Consider the following 18,829-nt stretch of genomic DNA (forward strand, 5'->3'; position numbering starts at 1 on the left):
TGCCAGTCCGCTAACGATATTAATTTACGGGCAGGCACAGGACCCGCCCCTACAAACAATCATTATTTAGAACCTGGTAATCCCATCTTTTCTAAAGAGGGGAACTTAGTTACTGTCTATTCACTTGCCCAATCGCTTTTAACACCGCTCGTGCTTTATGGCGGGTTTCGTCTGCTTCTAATTGAGGATCAGAATCTAACACCTCGCCGCAGCCTGCTTGCACATAAGCGATACCGTTTTGCACAAAAGCAGAGCGAATCACGATACAAGTATCTAAATTACCGTCTGAGGTTAAATAACCCACCGCACCGCCGTAGCTATGGCGTTTTTGCTGTTCCACTTGGTAAATAAGCTGCATTGCTTTGATTTTTGGAGCCCCAGTTAATGTGCCCATATTCATACAAGCTTGGTAGGCGTGAAGAGCGTCTAAGTCAGCACGAAGTATGCCGATCACACGGGAAACAAGGTGCATAATTTGCGAATAGCGGTCAATTTGCATTAAATCGACCACACGGCGGGTGCCTGATTCGCTTACACGGGCGACATCGTTTCGAGCTAAATCCACCAACATTAAATGCTCGGCAAGCTCTTTTTGATCGAGGCGTAATTCCAGCTCTAAACGGCTATCTAGTTCAGGATCGATATTGCCTTGTTCATCAAAACCACGAGGGCGAGAGCCTGCAATCGGGTAGATCTCTAACTGGCGGTTGCCTTGCGAATACTTCAACGCACTTTCAGGCGAAGCCCCAAATAGCGTGAAATTTTCCCCTTGCATATAGAACATATAAGGGCTTGGGTTGCTAATTTTTAATTGTTTATAACTAGCAAGCGTATTCGGGCAAGGCAGGCTAAAACGGCGAGATGGCACAATTTGGAAGACATCGCCAATGTTAATATGGTGCTTGAGCTTGCGGATAATCTCTTTAAACTCCTCATCTTCAAGATTGGCAATAGCTTCATCACTCGCTGCTTTAATGGATAATGAAAGATCAGCTTCTGAAACATTTGCAAGTTTTTGGGCAAATTCGACCGCTTGTTGTTGAAGATTAGCTTGCTCGTTAGGCTCAAAACAGAACGTATTTAACACCGCTTTTTCGGTTTGATGATCGATAGTAACCAACTGTTCTGCCAAATAGAAACTGTAATCAGGGCAGCTTAAGCCATCATCTTGCAAGCTGATATTTTCCATCGGAATAAAGTTCGCCACTAAATCGTAGCTAAATAAACCACCTAAATAGATTGGCGATGTGGAACTCGCAAACAGTTGGCTCACGGTGCGTAAACCATCAAAAACGGTAGTGGTTTGGAGTTTTTTATCTTCATCTAAATGATTGCTGATGGTTGGAAAAGTGGCTTGCAAGCGGTCATTTTTTTCCAACATTTTGCAAATAGGAGCAGGGGAAAGTTGGTTTAACGCTTTTTCAATTAAAGGCAATACCGCCTCGCCATTTTTGGTTAAGGCGTGAAAGGTTACGCTTTGATCTTCACAAAAAATATGTACAGCCGATTTTGCAAATAACAAACTTTTTAGGCTGTTTTTGCTCTGAATTTCGGCAGAATCTAATAATAAGGTATGCGGACGTTCGCCACATAACGCATAGTAAATGCTTGTAGTGTCTGAAAAGTAAGGAAGCTCTGTTTGAGTAATGGTTAAGTAAGACATTGCTAATTCCTATAAAAAATTATTTTGCACTATTAAACTAGTACAAAAGGAATAAGTCAAGCAATTATTGTAGATATTTATAGAGCTTCGGGCATATTGGTGTATAATTAGCCCAATTTTTATCGAGCGAAAGGCGTGAAACGATGACACAATTTTTTTATATTCACCCCGATAATCCACAGCAACGCTTAATTAATCAAGCGGTTGAAATTATTAAAAACGGCGGTGTGATTGTTTACCCAACCGATTCAGGCTATGCCTTAGGCTGTGCGATGGGCGATAAGCACGCAATGGATAGAATTGTGGCAATTCGTAAATTGCCGGAAAATCATAATTTCACGTTGGTGTGCAGTGATTTATCAGAGCTTTCCACTTATGCGTTAGTGAATAATCAAGCCTATCGCTTAATTAAAAATAATACGCCGAATTCTTACACTTTTATTCTGCCAGCCACCAAAGAGCTGCCTCGCAGATTAATGACAAAGCGTAAAACGGTGGGCATTCGTGTGCCGAATAATGCCATTGCATTGGCACTCATTGCAGCACTTGGTGAGCCAATTCTTTCTTGCTCGTTGATGCTGCCTGATACGGAAATTACCGAATCTGATCCCGATGAAATTCGTGAACAGTTAGAACATCGGGTTGATCTCATCATTCACGGCGGTTATTTAGGACAACAGCCTACGACCGTGATTGATTTGACGGAAGATGCACCCGTCATTATTCGAGAAGGTTCGGGCGACCCGACGCCGTTTAATTAAATTGATATTGTGTGATAAATGCACAAAATTTTACGTAGGGGCGGGTCCTGTGCCCGCCCGTATTAATATTGTTATTAGGACGGGTCCAGTATCCGTCTCTACAATGCTTCAGACGCTTGTGAAAGCGACAAAAGGAACTTTATGACAACTTTTCAAAAGAAACCAAGCCACAACTTCCGCTCAGAGAGAAATGCGGATAATCGTCCATCTTTCAAAAAAGGCGAGCAGAAATCGAATGCGAAATCTGAACGAAAATTTGGCAAGACTTCAGAGAAACCTCAACGCCCAACATCTAAACCATTAACCCCACGAGCTGCAAAAAAAGTGGAAAAAGCGACCGCTAGTGAGCCTGTTTCACAAGAGAAAAAAGCCAAAGTAGTGGGTGAAAAGCTACAAAAAATCTTAGCACGAGCAGGGAAAGGTTCTCGCCGTGAGCTAGAAGAGATTATCGCCAGCGGGCGTGTGAGTGTGGACGGCAAAATTGCCTCTTTAGGCGACCGTGTGCAAGTGAGCTCCTCAACTAAAATCCGTATTGATGGGCATTTAGTAAACTTAATGCCAGCACAAAAAGAGATCTGCCGAGTATTGATGTACTACAAACCAGAAGGGGAGTTGTGTACACGTTCAGATCCTGAAGGACGAGCAACGGTATTTGACCGTTTACCTCGCTTAACAGGCGCTCGTTGGATTGCGGTTGGGCGTTTAGATATTAACACTTCAGGTTTATTACTCTTTACTACAGACGGCGAGTTAGCGAACCGTTTAATGCACCCAAGCCGTGAGGTGGAGCGTGAGTATTCGGTGCGTGTGTTTGGTAATATTGATGATGCTATGTTACAACGCTTACGCAAAGGCGTTCAGTTAGAAGATGGCCCGGCTAACTTCAAGCAAATCAAAGTGGTTGGCGGAACAGGTTTAAACCAATGGTTTGATGTAACCTTAACTGAAGGGCGTAATCGTGAAGTTCGCCGTTTGTGGGAATCGCAAGGGGTGGAAGTGAGCCGCTTAATTCGCATTCGTTACGGTAACATTAAATTAGACAAAGGTTTACCACGTGGTGGTTGGGAAGAGATGGGGCTTGAGCAAGTGAACTACTTGCGTGAGCTAGTGGGCTTACCTGCTGAAACGGAAACGAAAGTGGAGGTGGCTGCAAATCGCCGCCGCACCAATATTCGCCAAATTCGTAAGGCGGTTAAACAACACCAGAAATATCGTGGTTAATCAATAAGAAACAGAGAGCTGATTATATTCGTGTAATCAGCTCTTTTTGTTATGTTTAAGTGAATAAAATTTAGAGACAAAAACAATAGCTTGATTTATTATTGCAGCCCCCATTTATAGTTAAGATTGGAGTAAAAGGATGTCTTGGGATATTGTGGCGACACTGGCAGTAACGGCTTTTGCAGTGTTTTTATTTGCAACCGAAAAAATTCGTATGGATGCAGTTGCCATCTTAGTATTATCGTCTTTGGTTTTATTAGGGCAAATTGATACTAAGTCGGCATTAAGTGGATTTTCAAATTCAGCAACAGTTGCTGTAACCGCAATGTTTGTATTAGCGGCAGGCTTACAAAATAGTGGTGCATTAGATAGTATAGGTAGCTTGCTGGCAAAGGTTAAAACGCCTTGGGTATTTATTTTAGTTTTATGTGGTATAAATGCTGCAATTTCCCCTTTTGTGAATAACACCGCAGTAGTTGCGGTATTAATCCCAATCGTGATTGCAGCATCACAAAATATTAATCTTGCACCGTCTAAATCCTTAATTCCGTTATCCTTTGCTTCTCAAATGGCAGGGGTCTGTACACTTATTGGAACATCAACTAACTTATTGGTAAACTCAATTGCACAAAATCAAGGGCATTCAGGCTTCGGAATGTTTGAATTTGCTCCTTTAGGGATAATTTTCTTCCTGGTTGGTACTGTATATTTGCTACTTACTAGTCGCTTCTTATTACCCGAATCGCGCTTACAGCTTGAAGAAGGGATTGGATTTGGTAAATATGTCTCTGAATTAAAGGTAAATAAAAATTCTGTCTTAATTGGCAAGAGTTTAGCAGAATCAGGGTTAACCGAAGAATTTAACCTATTTGCTGTGGGGTTATTACGCAATGGAGAGCGTTTATCCACCCCAAGCCACCAAGTATTACAGAAACACGATATTTTATTATTACGTGGTGAATCGGCAGATTTAGCTGGGGCTCGAGAAAAATATGGCTTACATCACGTTGTTTATGGTCGTCGTGATCTTGATGAAGATGATTTTGACGACTTAATGGTGGTAGAAGTGATGATTTCGCCAACCTCTCGTTGGGTTGGTGGTACTATCCCAATTTTGCAACAACGTTGGAATAAAGATGCAACTGTATTAGGTTTACAACGTCGTAGCCGTATCATTAGAGAACGCTTGCGTGGTATTAGCTTTAAAATGGGCGATATTCTATTATTAACGCTTCCAAAAGAAGATATGGATGATTTACGCAAAGATAAAGATTTTATCGTGCTCTCTTCTGATTTAGTAAAAACCGAAGAGTCTTGGCGTGCTAAGTTTGCACTTTGGGTAATGGTTGGGGTGGTGGCTACTGCCGCAATCGGTATTATGCCGATTGCAATCAGTGCCTTAGTAGGTGCGGTTGCAATGTGTTTAGCAGGCTGTTTAACCGCAGATGAAGCCTATCAATCTATCGACTGGAAAATTATTTTAGTGATTGCAGGTTTACTCCCACTTGGTGAAGCAATGGCGAACAGTGGAGCTGCTCAGTTTATTGTAGATAATACGCTTGGTAAAGTAGGACATTTTGGGCCTTTAGTGGTGCTTGCGGTACTTTATTTACTGACTTCTGTATTAACCGAATTTATGAGTAACGCGGGAACAGCAGTATTATTAACACCAATTGCGATTTCAACTGCTCAAGTGTTAGGTGTTGATGCCTCGCCGTTTATTATTGCGGTAATGCTTGCAGCCGCAACCAGCTTTATGACACCAGTAGGCTATCAAACCAATACGATGGTTTATGGTGCAGGCGGTTATAAATTTACAGATTTCATCAAGATTGGCTTACCGCTCAATATTATCTTCTGGATTTTAGGGGTTATTTTTATTCCTGTATTCTTCCCGTTTAATCCATAATAAATGAAAAAAGTGGCTAACTAGTTAGCCACTTTTTTTGTTCTGTTTAATGTCCGCTTAACACTTTCGCCGGCTCTAATTTCGTTGCTCGATTAGCCGGGTAAAGGCTGGCAAACAGGCTTAATACAATAGTTGCAACCAGCACATAGCCAATATCTTGCCAATGTAATTCACTTGGTAAGAAATCAACAAAATAAACGCCGTCTGACAGTAATTTTATATCGAAGAAACCCTCAATCGCTTTAATGATAGCGGTTAAATTTAGCGATAAAATTACACCTAAAATAATCCCAAACAATGCCCCTTTCATACCTGAAAGCAAGCCATACCATAAGAAAATACGGCGGATAAAACCATTATTTGCGCCAAGTGTTCGCATAATCGCAATATCCCCTTGCTTATCTTTTACCGCCATAATTAGCGTAGAGATAATATTAAAACAAGCCACCCCAATGACGAGAACCATTGCGATATACATTACGGTGCGAACAAGCTGAATATCGTTATACATATAGCCAAATTTTTCGATCCAAGTATTCAAGTAAAGTGGCTGTGGATAACCATTAAGCTGCGGCATCGCAAGACTTTGCACCGCAAATGGATTGCTTAAACTCATTTCAATCCCTGAAACTTGATTTGGCTGATATTCCATCAGCTCTTGGGCTTTATTGAGCGGAATTAACGCATAGCTATGATCTAACTGCCCATCTAAACGTAACACGCCTGTAACAGGCATATTAAAACGCAATGGCTGGGCTAATTTGCCATCTTCTGTTGGTTGAGGAATCAGTAAGGTTACTTCATCGCCAGCTTCAACTTCTAGGGCTTTTGCAATGCCTGCCCCGAGAATTAAGCCATCTTCATCAGCGTTGAATTGAGCGGTAAAAGCCTGCCATTGTTCCACTGGAATAAATTGGCTGAGTTTGCTTACCTGATCTTGTTTGTGCGGATCAACGCCTCGCACCTGTGCAATTTTAAGCTGTGAACCGTTTTCAATTAAAGCAGTAAAGCTTACAAAGGGCGAACTAGCGGTGATATTTTCCGATTTTTTCACCAATTCCTCTAGTTTTTGGCTATCGGCAATCGGTTGAGCCTGATTTCCACGAAATGACACCAGCTCTGTGTGCGGCACAACCGAAAGCACACGGCTATTTAGCTCACGCTCAAAGCCGTTCATCGCACTTAAGCCGATAATCAACACCGCGACACCAAGTGCGATCCCAATGCTGGAAAATAGCGAAATCAGCGAAACTAACCGATTTTTCTGCTTGCCCCGTTGGTAACGCCAGCTAATGAAAAAGGGCGTACTCATAAGCTCCCCTCGCTTAACACACCATCTCGCATTACAAGGCTACGTGAAAGTTTATTCGCTAGGTTTAAATCGTGCGTAACTAATAAAAACGTAATATTTTGCTCTTGATTTAATTGTTGAATTAACTCAAAAATGCTTTCGGTCGTTTTTTGGTCTAAATTCCCTGTTGGCTCATCGGCAAGCACTAAGGCAGGGTTATTTACCAACGCCCGAGCAATCGCTACACGCTGGCGTTCCCCACCTGATAATGCAGACGGGCGATGTGTAATTCGATGAGCTAATCCGACCGCTTGTAACATTTTTTCGGCTCTATTTGCCGCTTCGGTTTTGTTCTGTTTGCCAATTAACATCGGCATCATCACGTTTTCAAGAGCGGAAAAATCTGCCATTAAGTGATGAAACTGATAAACAAAGCCTAAGTTTTGATTACGAAGTAAGGCTAACTTATCAGAACTTAAATGTTGTAATGATTGCCCACGTACCCACACTTTGCCACTACTTGGCTGGTCTAAACCGCCAAGTGTATGTAATAAGGTACTTTTACCCGAACCAGAGCTACCAACAATCGCCACTAACTCGCCTTCATTCATTGAAAACGAAACCTCTTTTAGCACTGGAACTTTCTGTTCGCCTTCATCGTAAAATTTGCTGATATTTTCACAGCGAAGTAATTCTGTCATTTTATTCATCTAAATTTTATATTCCTCGTATTCGTCGAGTTTCGTAATATTCTTCTGCAAGAGCTGTCATATGAAATTCAGCTTCATTTCCTGTTAATTCTTCAACAGCGTGTTTAATTTCTTCTAAATCTACTTCAAAGAATTCTCTTCTTATATTTACGGCATTTACACGTTGAGAATCAAAACGCTTATGTAACATAGATTCTAATGTAGGTGCATCTTCTGAATAGATAAATGCATGAACATCAAAGAAAAATGGTACGCTTGCATCACCTAATTCTTTTATCCTCTCCATAGGATCTAGACGACGTGTGAGACCTATTTTATATACATTCTCTCCGAAAGAACCTATATTACTAATGATATAAATATAGCCTCGTCTAGTTTGTTCAGCTAAACTTCTTGCTCGTTCTTCTCTACTTTGTGCTTCTGCTAATTGCTGCTCTAGTAATGCAATTTGAGCTTGAATAGCAATCATTTTTTCAGAGTTACTATATTCTAATTCTGCTCTAGCTTTATTGAGCAACTCTTGATACATTTTCTCTTCTCTTTCTGCATCTGCAATGGCTTTTTCGTACTCTCGTCTTGCTTTCTGCTCTTCTTTGATTTGCTCTCTTATAAAACGTTGCTCCTCGTCCTCTTCCTGCTTTTTCAATCTATATTGGTATTGAAGAGTACATTCGGTAAGCTTTAGTTCTATATATCTAATATTAAATTGGCACTGAAAATGAATAGATAATTTTTCTAATTCGTTTGCTAATTTTTCTATTCGCTCTAATGTTTTTGGGTAATATCCTGGTCTAACTTTGCTGATGAGCAGGTCGCAATCCTCATTGAAAGCTAAAAGCATCAGCTTTATCTGACCATCTAATACCCTTTTTGCATCTGAAGTTGTACCTAAAACAGTATTTAAAGCAGTTTCATTATAAAAAATAGCTTCTTTACTTTTGATTAAGTCTTTTTGTGCTTCTCTAACTCTTCTAATTTCTTCAGCAAAACGTTCAGATGTTTGATATAAATAGTCTGGAATTTCAAAATGACCAACATCTGAAAACTCTTCTAAAGTTGAATATAGATCAATCTTACTTTGAATAGCATAAACTCTATCTATATAATCTTGCTCTTGTGAAGATAATTCAGCAATTTTTTCTTGAATTTTTAATTTTAACTTATTATCTTCCACTACCTGTTCACTCAATATATTTGCATTTTTCTTTAAGTCCTGTAGTTCTTGAGTTTCTTCATTTATTTTATTGAATGACATTAGACTCTCATCTAATTTTTCTTGTGCTTCCTTAAGTTCAGATAAAGTTTGCTCAAGTATCTTTTTATTCTCATTAATTGCAGATTTGAAATTAGTATATGTCTCTAACTTTTTCTTAAAATAGAAATAAAAAAAGATACATATTACGAAAGATATAGCTAAAAAAATCAGTTCCATTAATACCCCCCAAATTATTTGATTATTTCATTAATAAAGCTATTTACTAAGTCTTTTCTCTCTAAACAACGAAAGTTATAATCGCATTTAGCTTCATAAATAAATGTTTTTATAAACTCTTTTTGTTCTCTTAATTTTTGTTTTTCTAAACGCTCTCGATTTTTTTCTGCTATAGCTAATTGGCGTTCTAAACTTCTCTGTTCTCTTTCAGCTTCTCTAATAGAACGCTCTTGAGCTTTTTGATTTAATCTAATTCTACGTTCCCTTTCTTTTCTCTCTCTTTCATTTATTCTATTGATTTGAACAATAGCTCGAGAGATTTGTCGAATAGATTTACTGAATGATGATTTTTTTGCCATTTTATTACCTTAATGAATTGCTAATCTAGTCGAACAATTTTCAATATTATTACTATTCATATCGCAATGCCTGAGCCGGCTCAATTTTTGAGGCTCGATATGCTGGGTAAAGGGTGCAAAGTAGTGAAAGTAAAATTGAAACACCTACAATCACCGTAATTTGTGAGCCTGAAATCAAGGTGGGTAAATGAATGCTCGGGTTGAGCAAGAGGATAATTTGATCCAAATTAGACACCACTAGCACTCCAAGCAAGCCACCAATCATCGAGCCAATCACGCCCACAATCGCCCCTTGGAACACAAAAATCTGCATCACTTGTTTTTTGGTTAAGCCTTGGGTTTGCAAAATCGCAATTTCGCCCTGTTTATCCACCACCATTAAGCTCAAGGAAGTTACAATGTTTGAAATAGCGACCACAATAATCAAGCTAATTAGCAAGCCCATCATATTTTTTTCCATTTTTACCGCTTGGAAAAATTCGCCTTTTTGCTCACGCCAATCGCTGATTTGGTAACGTTCTGCATCGAAATGGTTGCTAAGTTCGGTAACTTGGAACGGATCTTGCAGATACAAACGCACACCTTGTACCTGATCTTCGGTAATTCTCAACAACCGCCCTACATCGGCTAAATTAGCAAAGAGAGTAAATTCGCTTGCCTCACGGTTGGAATGATAAATGCCTGAGATTTCAAATAACCGCTGCACAGGCACACGCCCCATTGGAGTGTATTGGCTGTTTTCGGTAATCATTAAACGGAGTTTATCGCCCACGTTTAGGTTTAGTTTATCTGCTAAGCGAGAGCCAACCAGCACCTTAAATTCACCTGTTGGTAATAATTGAGGCACATTTTGATCCATTAATAGCGGATCATCTGTGGCATTTTCAACACCAATTAGCTGCCCAGCATTAATCCCTTCCGAGCTTTGAATGACGACGTTCGCACGGTTAATTACTACACTTTGAGTAGCAAAGGCGGGTAAGTTTAGTTTTTCTTGTTTGGAAAAATGCCCTTCCTGCGGTGTAATAATGGCGTGCGGTAAGGTAGAAAGCAGGTTATTTTTCTGCATATTTTCCAAGCCGTTCATAATAGATAGCACAATCACCAACGCCATCACGCCCAGCACAATGCCAAGACTGGCAAGGTTGGTTACAAGCCGTCCGAAACGGTCTGCACTTTTCGACCTAAAATAACGAAAAGCAATAAAAAAAGGGGTTAAATTCATTTGGTTCTTCTAAAAATAGATCAATACAAGCGGTCGATTCCGCATAAAAATTTGCAAATTTTCTTGAAAAAACGACCGCTTGTGTATTTACTTGCCTGTTGCGACAAACTCTTCCATATTTTGCGTTACTTTATTTACTAATGTAGTAACCGCAGAATCACTCGCCCACGCAACGTGTGGGGTAATCAGTAGATTCGGTAAGCGTCTTGCTGCAAGGATTAACGGATTATCTTTCTCTGGTGGCTCTTTAACTAAAACATCAAGTGCGGCACCTGCAATTTTACCCTGCTCAATAGCATTCAAAAGAGCTTGCTCATCAATTAACGGACCACGCCCTGTGTTGATAATATAAGCCGTTGGCTTCATTAAGTCCAAGGTTTCAGCGTTAATTAGATTTTTCGTTTTATCGGTTAAAGGGCAGTGTAGAGAAATAATATCCGCTTGTTTTAATACCTCTTCAAAAGCGGTATAGCCTTCACGGATTTCCGTTGCTCCTTGATGTTCTGCAAAAATAACCTCCATTCCGACCGCTTGTGCTAGGCGAGCCACTTCAGCCCCAATATTTCCTTTGCCGATAATACCTAACGTAGAGCCTTGAATATCTTGAATTGGATAATCGACATAGCAGAACTGCCCGTACGTTGCCCAACGGTCTGAGGTGATTAAATCACGGTGATAATCCGCTAAACGATGTTTAAGCGAATAGATTATAGCGATAACGTGTTCTGCCACAGTAACCGTGGAATAGCCCGTTACGTTTTTAACCGCAATACCAAGTTCTTTTGCCGCCTCTAAATCCACATTATTCGTGCCTGTTGCCGTGATCGCAATTAATTTCAGTTTTGGTAATTTAGCCAGCAGATCATGCTGTAGTAATACTTTGCTGGTAACAATAATATCGGCATCTTTCACACGCTCGAACGTTTGCTCGGCGATGGTGGAGTCATATTCCGTCCAAGTATGAGGAAAATTCGGGCGAGGAATTTCGTGAGTAGCAGGAATGCCTGTACGATCAAGAAAAACAATATTTAGCATTTTTTTCTCCTATTCTGTCTTTTACCTTTCTACTCCCTTCTGAGCTACCTGAGCGTGTTTGAATGGGTAGGAAAATTTACTCTGAGCGAAGCGAATGTAAATTTTTCGTTAAGTCTATTCACACTAAGCGAAGAAAAGTAGCGAAGTAGGGTCGCCTTTCTTTGCCTACTTTCTTTGGCGAAGCAAAGAAAGTAGGAAAGGATTTAATGCGGAGAAAGTTTATTTGGAAGTATCAATTTCTTCAAAGCTCTTAACCAACTCATCAATCGCTTTCATTTGTGAAACAAAGGCTTCTAATTTTGAAAGCGGTAATGCTGATGGGCCATCACATTTTGCTGAGTTTGGATCTGGGTGAGCTTCTAAGAAAAGCCCTGCTAACCCAATCGCCATACCAGAACGGGCAAGTTCAGTTACTTGTGAACGGCGACCACCTGAAGCAGCACCAAAGGGATCACGACATTGTAAAGAGTGGGTTACATCAAAAATCACAGGACAACCTTTCGACACCTTTTTCATAATACCGAAGCCGAGCATATCTACAACTAAGTTGTCATAACCAAAGTTTGTACCACGATCACACAAAATCACGTTTTCATTACCGCATTCAGCAATTTTTTCCACAATATTTCCCATTTGTCCCGGGCTTAAGAATTGTGGCTTTTTCACATTGATGACCGCACCGGTGCGAGCCATCGCTTCAACCAAATCTGTTTGGCGAGCTAAGAATGCGGGAAGTTGAATCACATCAACCACTTCCGCCACAGGCTTACATTGGTAAATTTCGTGTACATCAGTAATGATATTTACACCAAAAGTCTGTTTTAGCTCTTGGAAAATTTTTAACCCCTCTTCCATACCCGGCCCACGATAAGAGTGGATTGACGAGCGGTTTGCTTTATCGAATGAGGCTTTAAATACATAAGGTACATTGAGCTTTTTCGTTACTTCAACATATTGCTCACATACACGAAGTGCCATATCACGGCTTTCTAGCACATTCATACCGCCAAATAGCGTAAATGGCTTATTGTTCGCCACCTCAATGTTACCAACTTTTACGATTTTATCTGTCATAGGGATTCCTTGTTTATCAGTTCTAATCTTTCAAAAATAATTTGTTCAAATAATCTATTATCCACATAAAGTGAAGAGCGTTCTGAAGCATCGATCATTTCTTCTGGAGTTACATTTTGAAAATGTAAGCGATAATTAAATTTTAACGCTAATTGAATAATGAATTCCCGCTGGCTACGTCCATTCCCCTCTCTAAAAGGATGTAGAATGTTTATTTCACCGAGATAATAAGCTAATTTCTTTGCAAAAGTAGCTTTATCATATTTTTCAAACTCTTCACTTATCAATTTCTGATGTAACTTATGAAATTCAGGCTGAATTCGATTTGGAGCAGCAAATACAGTTTTACCTTTTGTGATCCCAATTTCACGTAATTCTCCCGCCCATTCATAAATTTCAGAAAATAGCCGATGGTGTATTTTCTGCAAATGAGCTAAATCAAAATTCCCTTTTATAGGCTCTAACCTTAGGCTAAGCGTATTCATTGCAACTAATCGGCTTTCTAACAAATCTAATTCCTCGTCAGATTTAGCCCCAAGTTTATTACGCAATACACCATTTTTATCAGTGTAACGGTCGAACTCCGCATATTTCATATATGCTCCGCTTTACTTCGTCAAAACTGATCTGATTATCGATCCACGCATTAAATAACGCCATTGTTTCCTTATCAATGCTTAATCCTTCCAAGCGATTATTATCAACAGCTGCTTGCACCGCTCTTATACGGAATTCACGTTCTTGTTCAGTTAATTTCATTTTAATGCACCAAACTCTCTTGGCTTTTTCGTTCTAAGCCTTTGACTTCCATTTTTAAAATTTCAGCGGAAGGATCTTCTGGGCATTGGTCGATAAAATAATTAATATCTTCCAACGCTGCTTGGTAGCAATCCATACTTGCTAACACCATTCCACGATCACGAATTTCATACGGATCTTCTGGGCTCATTGCCAAACGGTATTCAATCAAACGCAAAATTTCTTCATATTTCCCTTCACGGGTGAGGGTCATCTTGAATACGGTTTCAATTCGCTCAAGCAATTCTTGTGGTTCAGCTCGTCTTAGAAGATCAGGGGTTACTTCCACGCCGAAACCGATTTCGCCCTCAAGCCATTTGTTAAGCATTTCGATTCCAATAAACTCGCCATTCCACGGGTTAATAAAACGAACTTTAGTTGCTCCGTTTGGCTGTTTCATTTCCGCTCTTAACACTAATTGGGTTGGGAAGTTTACAGGGTAAAGCGGTAAATCTAGCACTGCAGCCAAATAAAGCACCACCGCTCCTAATGAAACAGGCATTCCACGACGTTTTTTAATGACTTGATTGAGCAATAAATTTTCCGTGTGGAAATAGTCTTCATAATAACAATGAAAGCCCCACTCTTTATAAACTAAGTGGAGCAGTTGATTAATACGTTCTTCATCGCCCTCGCCATTCACGTTATAGCGAGCCTTTTTGGTTAGTGCAGACATCTGCCCAAACACTTGTTGCTCGTTTACACTACCGTCAATTAGCGTAGTGAGCCGTAAGATTTCACGATAGAGAAATTTTTTCAACTCCGCATCGCTTATCTTAACTTTCGGCTCTGCCAACTCTTTCAATAATTCTTCAATAATATCGTCCATTTCCTGCCTTTATTTTAGGATTGCTTGGGTTACTCTATCATTGCCACCATAATCTTGAGCGGTTTCGATAGCTTCCCACAAATTTAAATCAAATAAATCTCTTACCTGCTCGCCCTGCTGCCAGCCGTGTTCTAGCATTAACGCCCCTTGTGGCTTTAAGTAAAGCGGTGCATTTTCAATAATTTTTTGCAAATCGCTCAACCCATTGTTATCGGCAACTAATGCGGTTAAAGGTTCAAAACGCACATCGCCAACTATTAAATTTTCATCGTTTTCGTCAATATAGGGTGGGTTAGAGACAATCAAGTCAAATTGTTTATTTTCAAGCGAGCCGAACCAATCACTTTGTAGAAATCTAACATTACTAAACCCAAGATTTTGGCGATTTTCTTTTGCGAGTTGCACCGCATTATGTTGAAAATCCACCCCGATAATTTGGGCTTTCTCTCCTAATTCACTAGCAAGAGCTAACGCAATCGCCCCTGTGCCTGTGCCTAAATCCAAAATTTGCAAATTTTTCTGATTTTCTAACCGCTTGTAAGCAAAATCTAACGCTAATTCAACTAATCGCTCTGTATCAGGGCGAGGAATTAACGTTGCGGCTGAAACCTTTAACGGCAACGACCAAAACTCCCGTTGCCCTAAAATATATGCCATTGGTTCGCCTTTTACTCGGCGAGCCAATTTTTCCGCAAGTTCCACTAATTCACTTTCTGAAAGCTCGGTTTCCGAAAACGCAAAAATAGAGGATTTTGAGCGTTTTGTAACTGCTTGTAGTAACAGGTTTGCGTCAAGTTTTGCGTTTAGGTACGGATCGTTCTCAGCATTCTTGCTGAGTTGCTGTTCGGCGAAAGAGAGCCATTGTTGGTAGTTCATCTTTATTTTAATTAATATTTTTCTAAAATATGGAGATATTCTAATGTTTTATCATCACTATATTTTCTATTACTATCGGCTTTAAAGCGAGAATATTCTTTTCCTACAAAATCATAATGTCCATACTTAGAACAAATTTCTTTAATATCGGTGAAAGACATTAACCCTTCATTATTATAGCTAATAAATATATATTTAAATTCTGCATTTTTAATTAAGTCTTCAAAAACATTTTTTACAATTCCTTTTTGACAGTAGCTTGATTTTTTATATTCTCTTAATCCTGTTTTACCTTTAGGAACAAAATCGTCATATAAAGCAATTGTATTTAAAAGATGATAGTTTGCACCATATTGTCTAGCGTTGTAAGGAGGATCTAGATAAAGAATATCTCCATAAATTTTTGTAATGAGAGAGTTACTATCTTGGTGGTAAACTTCTGTTTCTGCTTTTCCTATATCAAATAAGGCAGCTTCTAATTTCATATTTTTTTGAGCCGTCTTTTTTAATGTTTTTAAATAAGCCCCATAAACAGAGGCTGTATTAGCATGTTTATCAGCACTTTCTAATAATGAAGCTAGACAAAAGAAAAATTGTTCTTCTGTTATTTCTCTGCTTTCATAAAGAAGTTGTATATTTTTCCTTATGCGATCAATTAATTTACCATTATATTCCGAAAAATAAAGTCTTTCTGCTTTTCCATTTTCACTATATTCTTGAAAAATAAAATCTCTTTCTGAATAAGAGATATTTTCTTCTAAAAAATTAAATAGGGAAAAATAATCAAAAAAACTATTATTACTAATATAGTTTTTAGATAAAACATAACTATAATACTCTAAATCATTAACAATGATTTTCTTTACTTGGTCTTTTAATGCACGAGAAATAATTCCCGTTCCTGCAAAAAGTTCAGCAAAAACTTTATCATCTAAACAGCCTACTGTTTCTTTTATTGTAGAGATAACAAAACTAGATAATTTATTTTTTGACCCTATATAATTCATTAGCTATCATCATTTGTTAATAAAATTACAAATGCCTCAGTTTGATATGCCGTTTCACCCGTAGATTTATGGCGATATTTAAAATTTATCTTATAAGGTTTATCTAATTTATTTTCTTCAATTGTTTTTTTAATTTTTATAGGCTCAATATTCTCGTCTAAATAAACAATAAAAAGACGAGGATCTGCTCCAAATCTTCCTTCATCTTGATAAGTATAGAGATATTCAGCTACTTTTTCAGGATTTTTAATCGCTATTTCTTTCCAACTTTCTCCAAATTCTTTTTTAAATTCATTAGTTGGACTACGAGCAACTTTCTGATCAAAACTTACACCATTAATGAAAAAATCTAGTCCTTTTGAATGATAGAGAGTTGGAATTACATTTTCATTATTCAAAAAAATTAATGTTTCTAAGTAGTCATTTCTTTCTGTATTAATTTCTTTAATTCTTCTATAACGGACAGCTGCATCTCTAACTTTTCGATCTTTTTCATCTCTAGGCTCATAAGAAGAATTAATTTGCTGAACAAAACTATCAAATTGACCTTGTGAGAAAGGCCACTCTATTTTTCCAAAACCAAGTTGTTTCCATTCTTGCAAAAGAACAGTTACATTATTTTCTCCTGCTAAACCTTTCTTATATTTATCTGTCTGCTTAAATAATTGACGGATAATTTGATATGCCTTTTGATAATCCCAATGCTCAACAATTAGATTATATGCCTCTTTAGCATTTTTAACCTTTATCTGGATACCTAATAAAGCTAAAAAAGCCATTGCATTTTTCTGGTTACCAAAAATCTTTTTAACCAATTCTTGGCTAATCATTCTCTGAATATCAATGGAATTCATAAATTATCCTTCAAGTTTATTCTAATAAGCCGAAAAAATTATAAAACCCTTACACAATTCCCTGAACGCACTGTTTCGGCAACTTTCTGCTCAACACTGAATGCTTTGGTGGTAAAGTTACTTACGGCAAGGTTTACATTAGTTTTACCTGATTTTTTGGTTTGTTGGTTTAGGGCATCGAAATATTGTTGTTCTAAACTTTGTAATTCTTGGTTTGCTTGCAGATTAGCCTGTACTTCATCAGCGTGAGCTCGAGAAACTTTGCTCTGAGTAAAGCTATAAGTTAAGGTGTTATCTGCAAATTTCCAACTGCCTGAACGCTCTAGGGCATAATTAAAAATTGGCTTTTCAGCAGGGAGCGTAACATTACCCAGATAGTTCGCTTTACCATCTTTGCCTAACTTCACTTTGTTTGTGGTTGCCGCAACGCCATTCATTGCACATTCCCATTCGCCGACAAAATGTTCGGTGGTTGGCGTAATAACTTCGTTTTTTAACGTTGTGCTTGAGTTGATAAACTTAATGTTACAAGCAGCAAGAAAAGTAGTCGCTGTGATTAATAATACTTTTTTCATACTGAAGTTCCTCTTGATATATTTAGTAGGGGCGCACTGCATGCGTCCACAAGCGGTGTATTTTTTATAAAATTTTGCAAATTTATATTTTGCGGACACACGCAGTGTGTCTCTACAATAAATTAGCCTTGTTCAGATAACGCCGCTAACTGATCCGCTTGATATTCAGTAATAATCGGCTGGATTAATTCATCAATTTTACCGTTCATTACTTCATCTAAGCGGTAAACCGTTAAGTTGATACGGTGGTCAGTTACACGCCCTTGTGGGTAGTTGTAGGTACGGATTTTATCCGAACGATCGCCCGAGCCTAATAAGTTACGGCGAGTGTCTGCCTGCTCTGCGGCTTGGCGTTCTTGCTCAACTTGCACGATACGAGAAGCAAGTACTGCTAAGGCTTTCGCTTTGTTTTTGTGTTGTGAACGCTCGTCTTGGCACTCTACCACAATCCCTGTTGGAATATGGGTAATACGCACCGCAGAGTCTGTAGTATTAACGTGCTGACCGCCTGCACCTGATGAACGGTAAGTATCAATTCGCAAATCAGATGGATTGATTTCTGGCATTTCGCTTTCTGGTAACTCTGGCATTACCGCAACGGTACAGGCAGAGGTGTGAATACGCCCTTGTGATTCGGTTTTCGGCACACGTTGCACGCGGTGTCCGCCTGATTCAAATTTCAGTTGCCCGTAAACGCCTTCGCCGCTGATTTTCACGATAATCTCTTTATATCCGCCTTGCTCACTTTCATTCGCCGACATTTCCTCAATTCGCCAGCGTTTGCTTTCGCAATAACGGCTGTACATACGGTATAAATCGCCTACGAAAATACCAGCTTCATCACCGCCCGTTCCTGCACGAATTTCAAGGAATGCGTTGTATTCATCGTTCGGATCTTTTGGCAATAATAGAATTTGTAAATGTTGTTCTAAATTTTCAATTTCTGCTTTGTTTTCCGCAATTTCTTCTGCTGCCATATCCTTCATATCAGGATCATCTAACAGTAATTGAGCTTCCTCAATATCGTTGTTTAATTTTTTCCAACGGTTAAAGGTGCCAACCACTTCTTCTAATTGGGAATATTCTTTTGAATAGGCACGGAATTTTTCTTGGTCGGAAATCACAGACGCATCGCCAAGTAATGCTTGGAGTTCTTCGTGGCGTTCGCTCAAGCTTTCTAATTTATTGATAATAGAATCTTTCATTGAAA

19 protein-coding genes are annotated in these 18,829 nt (G+C 38.9%); 3 read left to right on the forward strand and 16 right to left on the reverse strand.

From position 1 onward, the window contains the following. Positions 1-109: 109 nt before the first annotated feature. Positions 110-1,663, reverse strand: coding sequence for an anthranilate synthase component I (gene trpE, locus ACERCF_RS02620; RefSeq protein WP_373624526.1), 1,554 nt, complete (start codon positions 1,661-1,663; stop codon positions 110-112). A 143-nt stretch (positions 1,664-1,806) separates the two neighbouring features. Between trpE and ACERCF_RS02625 the strand changes: the two genes are divergently transcribed. The 3 genes from ACERCF_RS02625 (at position 1,807) to ACERCF_RS02635 (ending at position 5,554) form a co-directional block, all read left to right on the forward strand. Next, entirely contained in the window at positions 1,807-2,424 is a 618-nt protein-coding gene (locus tag ACERCF_RS02625) for an L-threonylcarbamoyladenylate synthase (protein WP_373610612.1), read from the forward strand. Between the two features lie 141 nt (positions 2,425-2,565). After that, on the forward strand, positions 2,566-3,645 hold the full coding sequence (gene rluB / locus ACERCF_RS02630) for a 23S rRNA pseudouridine(2605) synthase RluB (RefSeq protein WP_373624527.1): 1,080 nt from the start codon (positions 2,566-2,568) through the stop codon (positions 3,643-3,645). Between the two features lie 139 nt (positions 3,646-3,784). Then, entirely contained in the window at positions 3,785-5,554 is a 1,770-nt protein-coding gene (locus ACERCF_RS02635) for an SLC13 family permease (RefSeq protein ID WP_373624528.1), read from the forward strand. 46 nt (positions 5,555-5,600) lie between these two features. On the opposite strand, the gene lolE is transcribed toward ACERCF_RS02635, so the two are convergent. The 15 genes from lolE to prfA form a co-directional block, all read right to left on the reverse strand. Then, entirely contained in the window at positions 5,601-6,866 is a 1,266-nt protein-coding gene (gene lolE / locus ACERCF_RS02640) for a lipoprotein-releasing ABC transporter permease subunit LolE (protein ID WP_373624529.1), read from the reverse strand. Continuing rightward, positions 6,863-7,546 (reverse strand): lipoprotein-releasing ABC transporter ATP-binding protein LolD, encoded by a 684-nt coding sequence (gene lolD, locus ACERCF_RS02645; RefSeq protein ID WP_373624582.1) that lies wholly within the window; start codon positions 7,544-7,546, stop codon positions 6,863-6,865. The genes lolE and lolD overlap by 4 nt, the downstream gene beginning before the upstream one ends. 16 nt (positions 7,547-7,562) lie before the next feature. Next, positions 7,563-8,987 (reverse strand): SNIPE associated domain-containing protein, encoded by a 1,425-nt coding sequence (locus ACERCF_RS02650; protein WP_373624530.1) that lies wholly within the window; start codon positions 8,985-8,987, stop codon positions 7,563-7,565. A gap of 14 nt (positions 8,988-9,001) precedes the next feature. Further along, a complete protein-coding gene (locus ACERCF_RS02655) occupies positions 9,002-9,346 on the reverse strand; it encodes a hypothetical protein (RefSeq protein WP_373610618.1) in 345 nt (114 codons plus the stop codon). Positions 9,347-9,398: 52 nt separating this feature from the next. Beyond that, a complete protein-coding gene (locus ACERCF_RS02660; protein ID WP_373624531.1) occupies positions 9,399-10,571 on the reverse strand; it encodes a lipoprotein-releasing ABC transporter permease subunit in 1,173 nt (390 codons plus the stop codon). A gap of 87 nt (positions 10,572-10,658) precedes the next feature. Continuing rightward, positions 10,659-11,606, reverse strand: a complete 948-nt coding sequence (locus ACERCF_RS02665) for a 2-hydroxyacid dehydrogenase (RefSeq protein ID WP_373624532.1) — start codon at positions 11,604-11,606, stop codon at positions 10,659-10,661. A 219-nt stretch (positions 11,607-11,825) separates the two neighbouring features. After that, positions 11,826-12,680, reverse strand: a complete 855-nt coding sequence (kdsA, locus tag ACERCF_RS02670; RefSeq protein WP_373624533.1) for a 3-deoxy-8-phosphooctulonate synthase — start codon at positions 12,678-12,680, stop codon at positions 11,826-11,828. Continuing rightward, complete coding sequence (locus tag ACERCF_RS02675) at positions 12,677-13,276, reverse strand: Fic/DOC family protein (RefSeq protein ID WP_373624534.1); 600 nt, start codon at positions 13,274-13,276, stop codon at positions 12,677-12,679. Before ACERCF_RS02675 ends, kdsA begins: the two co-directional genes overlap by 4 nt. Further along, positions 13,245-13,439: an antitoxin VbhA family protein gene (locus tag ACERCF_RS02680; RefSeq protein WP_373610623.1), complete on the reverse strand. Its 195-nt coding sequence runs from the start codon at positions 13,437-13,439 to the stop codon at positions 13,245-13,247. The genes ACERCF_RS02675 and ACERCF_RS02680 overlap by 32 nt, the downstream gene beginning before the upstream one ends. A gap of 1 nt (position 13,440) precedes the next feature. Beyond that, positions 13,441-14,307, reverse strand: coding sequence for a SirB1 family protein (locus ACERCF_RS02685; protein WP_373624535.1), 867 nt, complete (start codon positions 14,305-14,307; stop codon positions 13,441-13,443). A gap of 9 nt (positions 14,308-14,316) precedes the next feature. Then, positions 14,317-15,183: a peptide chain release factor N(5)-glutamine methyltransferase gene (prmC, locus tag ACERCF_RS02690; RefSeq protein ID WP_373624536.1), complete on the reverse strand. Its 867-nt coding sequence runs from the start codon at positions 15,181-15,183 to the stop codon at positions 14,317-14,319. A gap of 11 nt (positions 15,184-15,194) precedes the next feature. Continuing rightward, positions 15,195-16,190 (reverse strand): DNA adenine methylase, encoded by a 996-nt coding sequence (locus ACERCF_RS02695; protein WP_373624537.1) that lies wholly within the window; start codon positions 16,188-16,190, stop codon positions 15,195-15,197. Beyond that, positions 16,190-17,044, reverse strand: coding sequence for a hypothetical protein (locus ACERCF_RS02700; RefSeq protein WP_373624538.1), 855 nt, complete (start codon positions 17,042-17,044; stop codon positions 16,190-16,192). Before ACERCF_RS02700 ends, ACERCF_RS02695 begins: the two co-directional genes overlap by 1 nt. 38 nt (positions 17,045-17,082) lie before the next feature. Beyond that, positions 17,083-17,619 (reverse strand): hypothetical protein, encoded by a 537-nt coding sequence (locus ACERCF_RS02705; protein WP_373624539.1) that lies wholly within the window; start codon positions 17,617-17,619, stop codon positions 17,083-17,085. Between the two features lie 122 nt (positions 17,620-17,741). After that, positions 17,742-18,824, reverse strand: coding sequence for a peptide chain release factor 1 (gene prfA / locus ACERCF_RS02710; RefSeq protein ID WP_373624540.1), 1,083 nt, complete (start codon positions 18,822-18,824; stop codon positions 17,742-17,744). Between the last annotated feature and the right edge of the window lie 5 nt (positions 18,825-18,829).

This window comes from Mannheimia kashgarensis (genome assembly GCF_041807705.1).
Lineage (GTDB): Bacteria > Pseudomonadota > Gammaproteobacteria > Enterobacterales > Pasteurellaceae > Mannheimia.

Coding starts and splice junctions, on each gene's coding strand:
- trpE (WP_373624526.1), bottom strand. CDS start 1,663: ATGTCTTACTTAACCATTACTCAAACAGAGCTTCCTTACTTTTCAGAC.
- ACERCF_RS02625 (WP_373610612.1), top strand. CDS start 1,807: ATGACACAATTTTTTTATATTCACCCCGATAATCCACAGCAACGCTTA.
- rluB (WP_373624527.1), top strand. CDS start 2,566: ATGACAACTTTTCAAAAGAAACCAAGCCACAACTTCCGCTCAGAGAGA.
- ACERCF_RS02635 (WP_373624528.1), top strand. CDS start 3,785: ATGTCTTGGGATATTGTGGCGACACTGGCAGTAACGGCTTTTGCAGTG.
- lolE (WP_373624529.1), bottom strand. CDS start 6,866: ATGAGTACGCCCTTTTTCATTAGCTGGCGTTACCAACGGGGCAAGCAG.
- lolD (WP_373624582.1), bottom strand. CDS start 7,546: ATGACAGAATTACTTCGCTGTGAAAATATCAGCAAATTTTACGATGAA.
- ACERCF_RS02650 (WP_373624530.1), bottom strand. CDS start 8,987: ATGGAACTGATTTTTTTAGCTATATCTTTCGTAATATGTATCTTTTTT.
- ACERCF_RS02655 (WP_373610618.1), bottom strand. CDS start 9,346: ATGGCAAAAAAATCATCATTCAGTAAATCTATTCGACAAATCTCTCGA.
- ACERCF_RS02660 (WP_373624531.1), bottom strand. CDS start 10,571: ATGAATTTAACCCCTTTTTTTATTGCTTTTCGTTATTTTAGGTCGAAA.
- ACERCF_RS02665 (WP_373624532.1), bottom strand. CDS start 11,606: ATGCTAAATATTGTTTTTCTTGATCGTACAGGCATTCCTGCTACTCAC.
- kdsA (WP_373624533.1), bottom strand. CDS start 12,680: ATGACAGATAAAATCGTAAAAGTTGGTAACATTGAGGTGGCGAACAAT.
- ACERCF_RS02675 (WP_373624534.1), bottom strand. CDS start 13,276: ATGAAATATGCGGAGTTCGACCGTTACACTGATAAAAATGGTGTATTG.
- ACERCF_RS02680 (WP_373610623.1), bottom strand. CDS start 13,439: ATGAAATTAACTGAACAAGAACGTGAATTCCGTATAAGAGCGGTGCAA.
- ACERCF_RS02685 (WP_373624535.1), bottom strand. CDS start 14,307: ATGGACGATATTATTGAAGAATTATTGAAAGAGTTGGCAGAGCCGAAA.
- prmC (WP_373624536.1), bottom strand. CDS start 15,183: ATGAACTACCAACAATGGCTCTCTTTCGCCGAACAGCAACTCAGCAAG.
- ACERCF_RS02695 (WP_373624537.1), bottom strand. CDS start 16,190: ATGAATTATATAGGGTCAAAAAATAAATTATCTAGTTTTGTTATCTCT.
- ACERCF_RS02700 (WP_373624538.1), bottom strand. CDS start 17,044: ATGAATTCCATTGATATTCAGAGAATGATTAGCCAAGAATTGGTTAAA.
- ACERCF_RS02705 (WP_373624539.1), bottom strand. CDS start 17,619: ATGAAAAAAGTATTATTAATCACAGCGACTACTTTTCTTGCTGCTTGT.
- prfA (WP_373624540.1), bottom strand. CDS start 18,824: ATGAAAGATTCTATTATCAATAAATTAGAAAGCTTGAGCGAACGCCAC.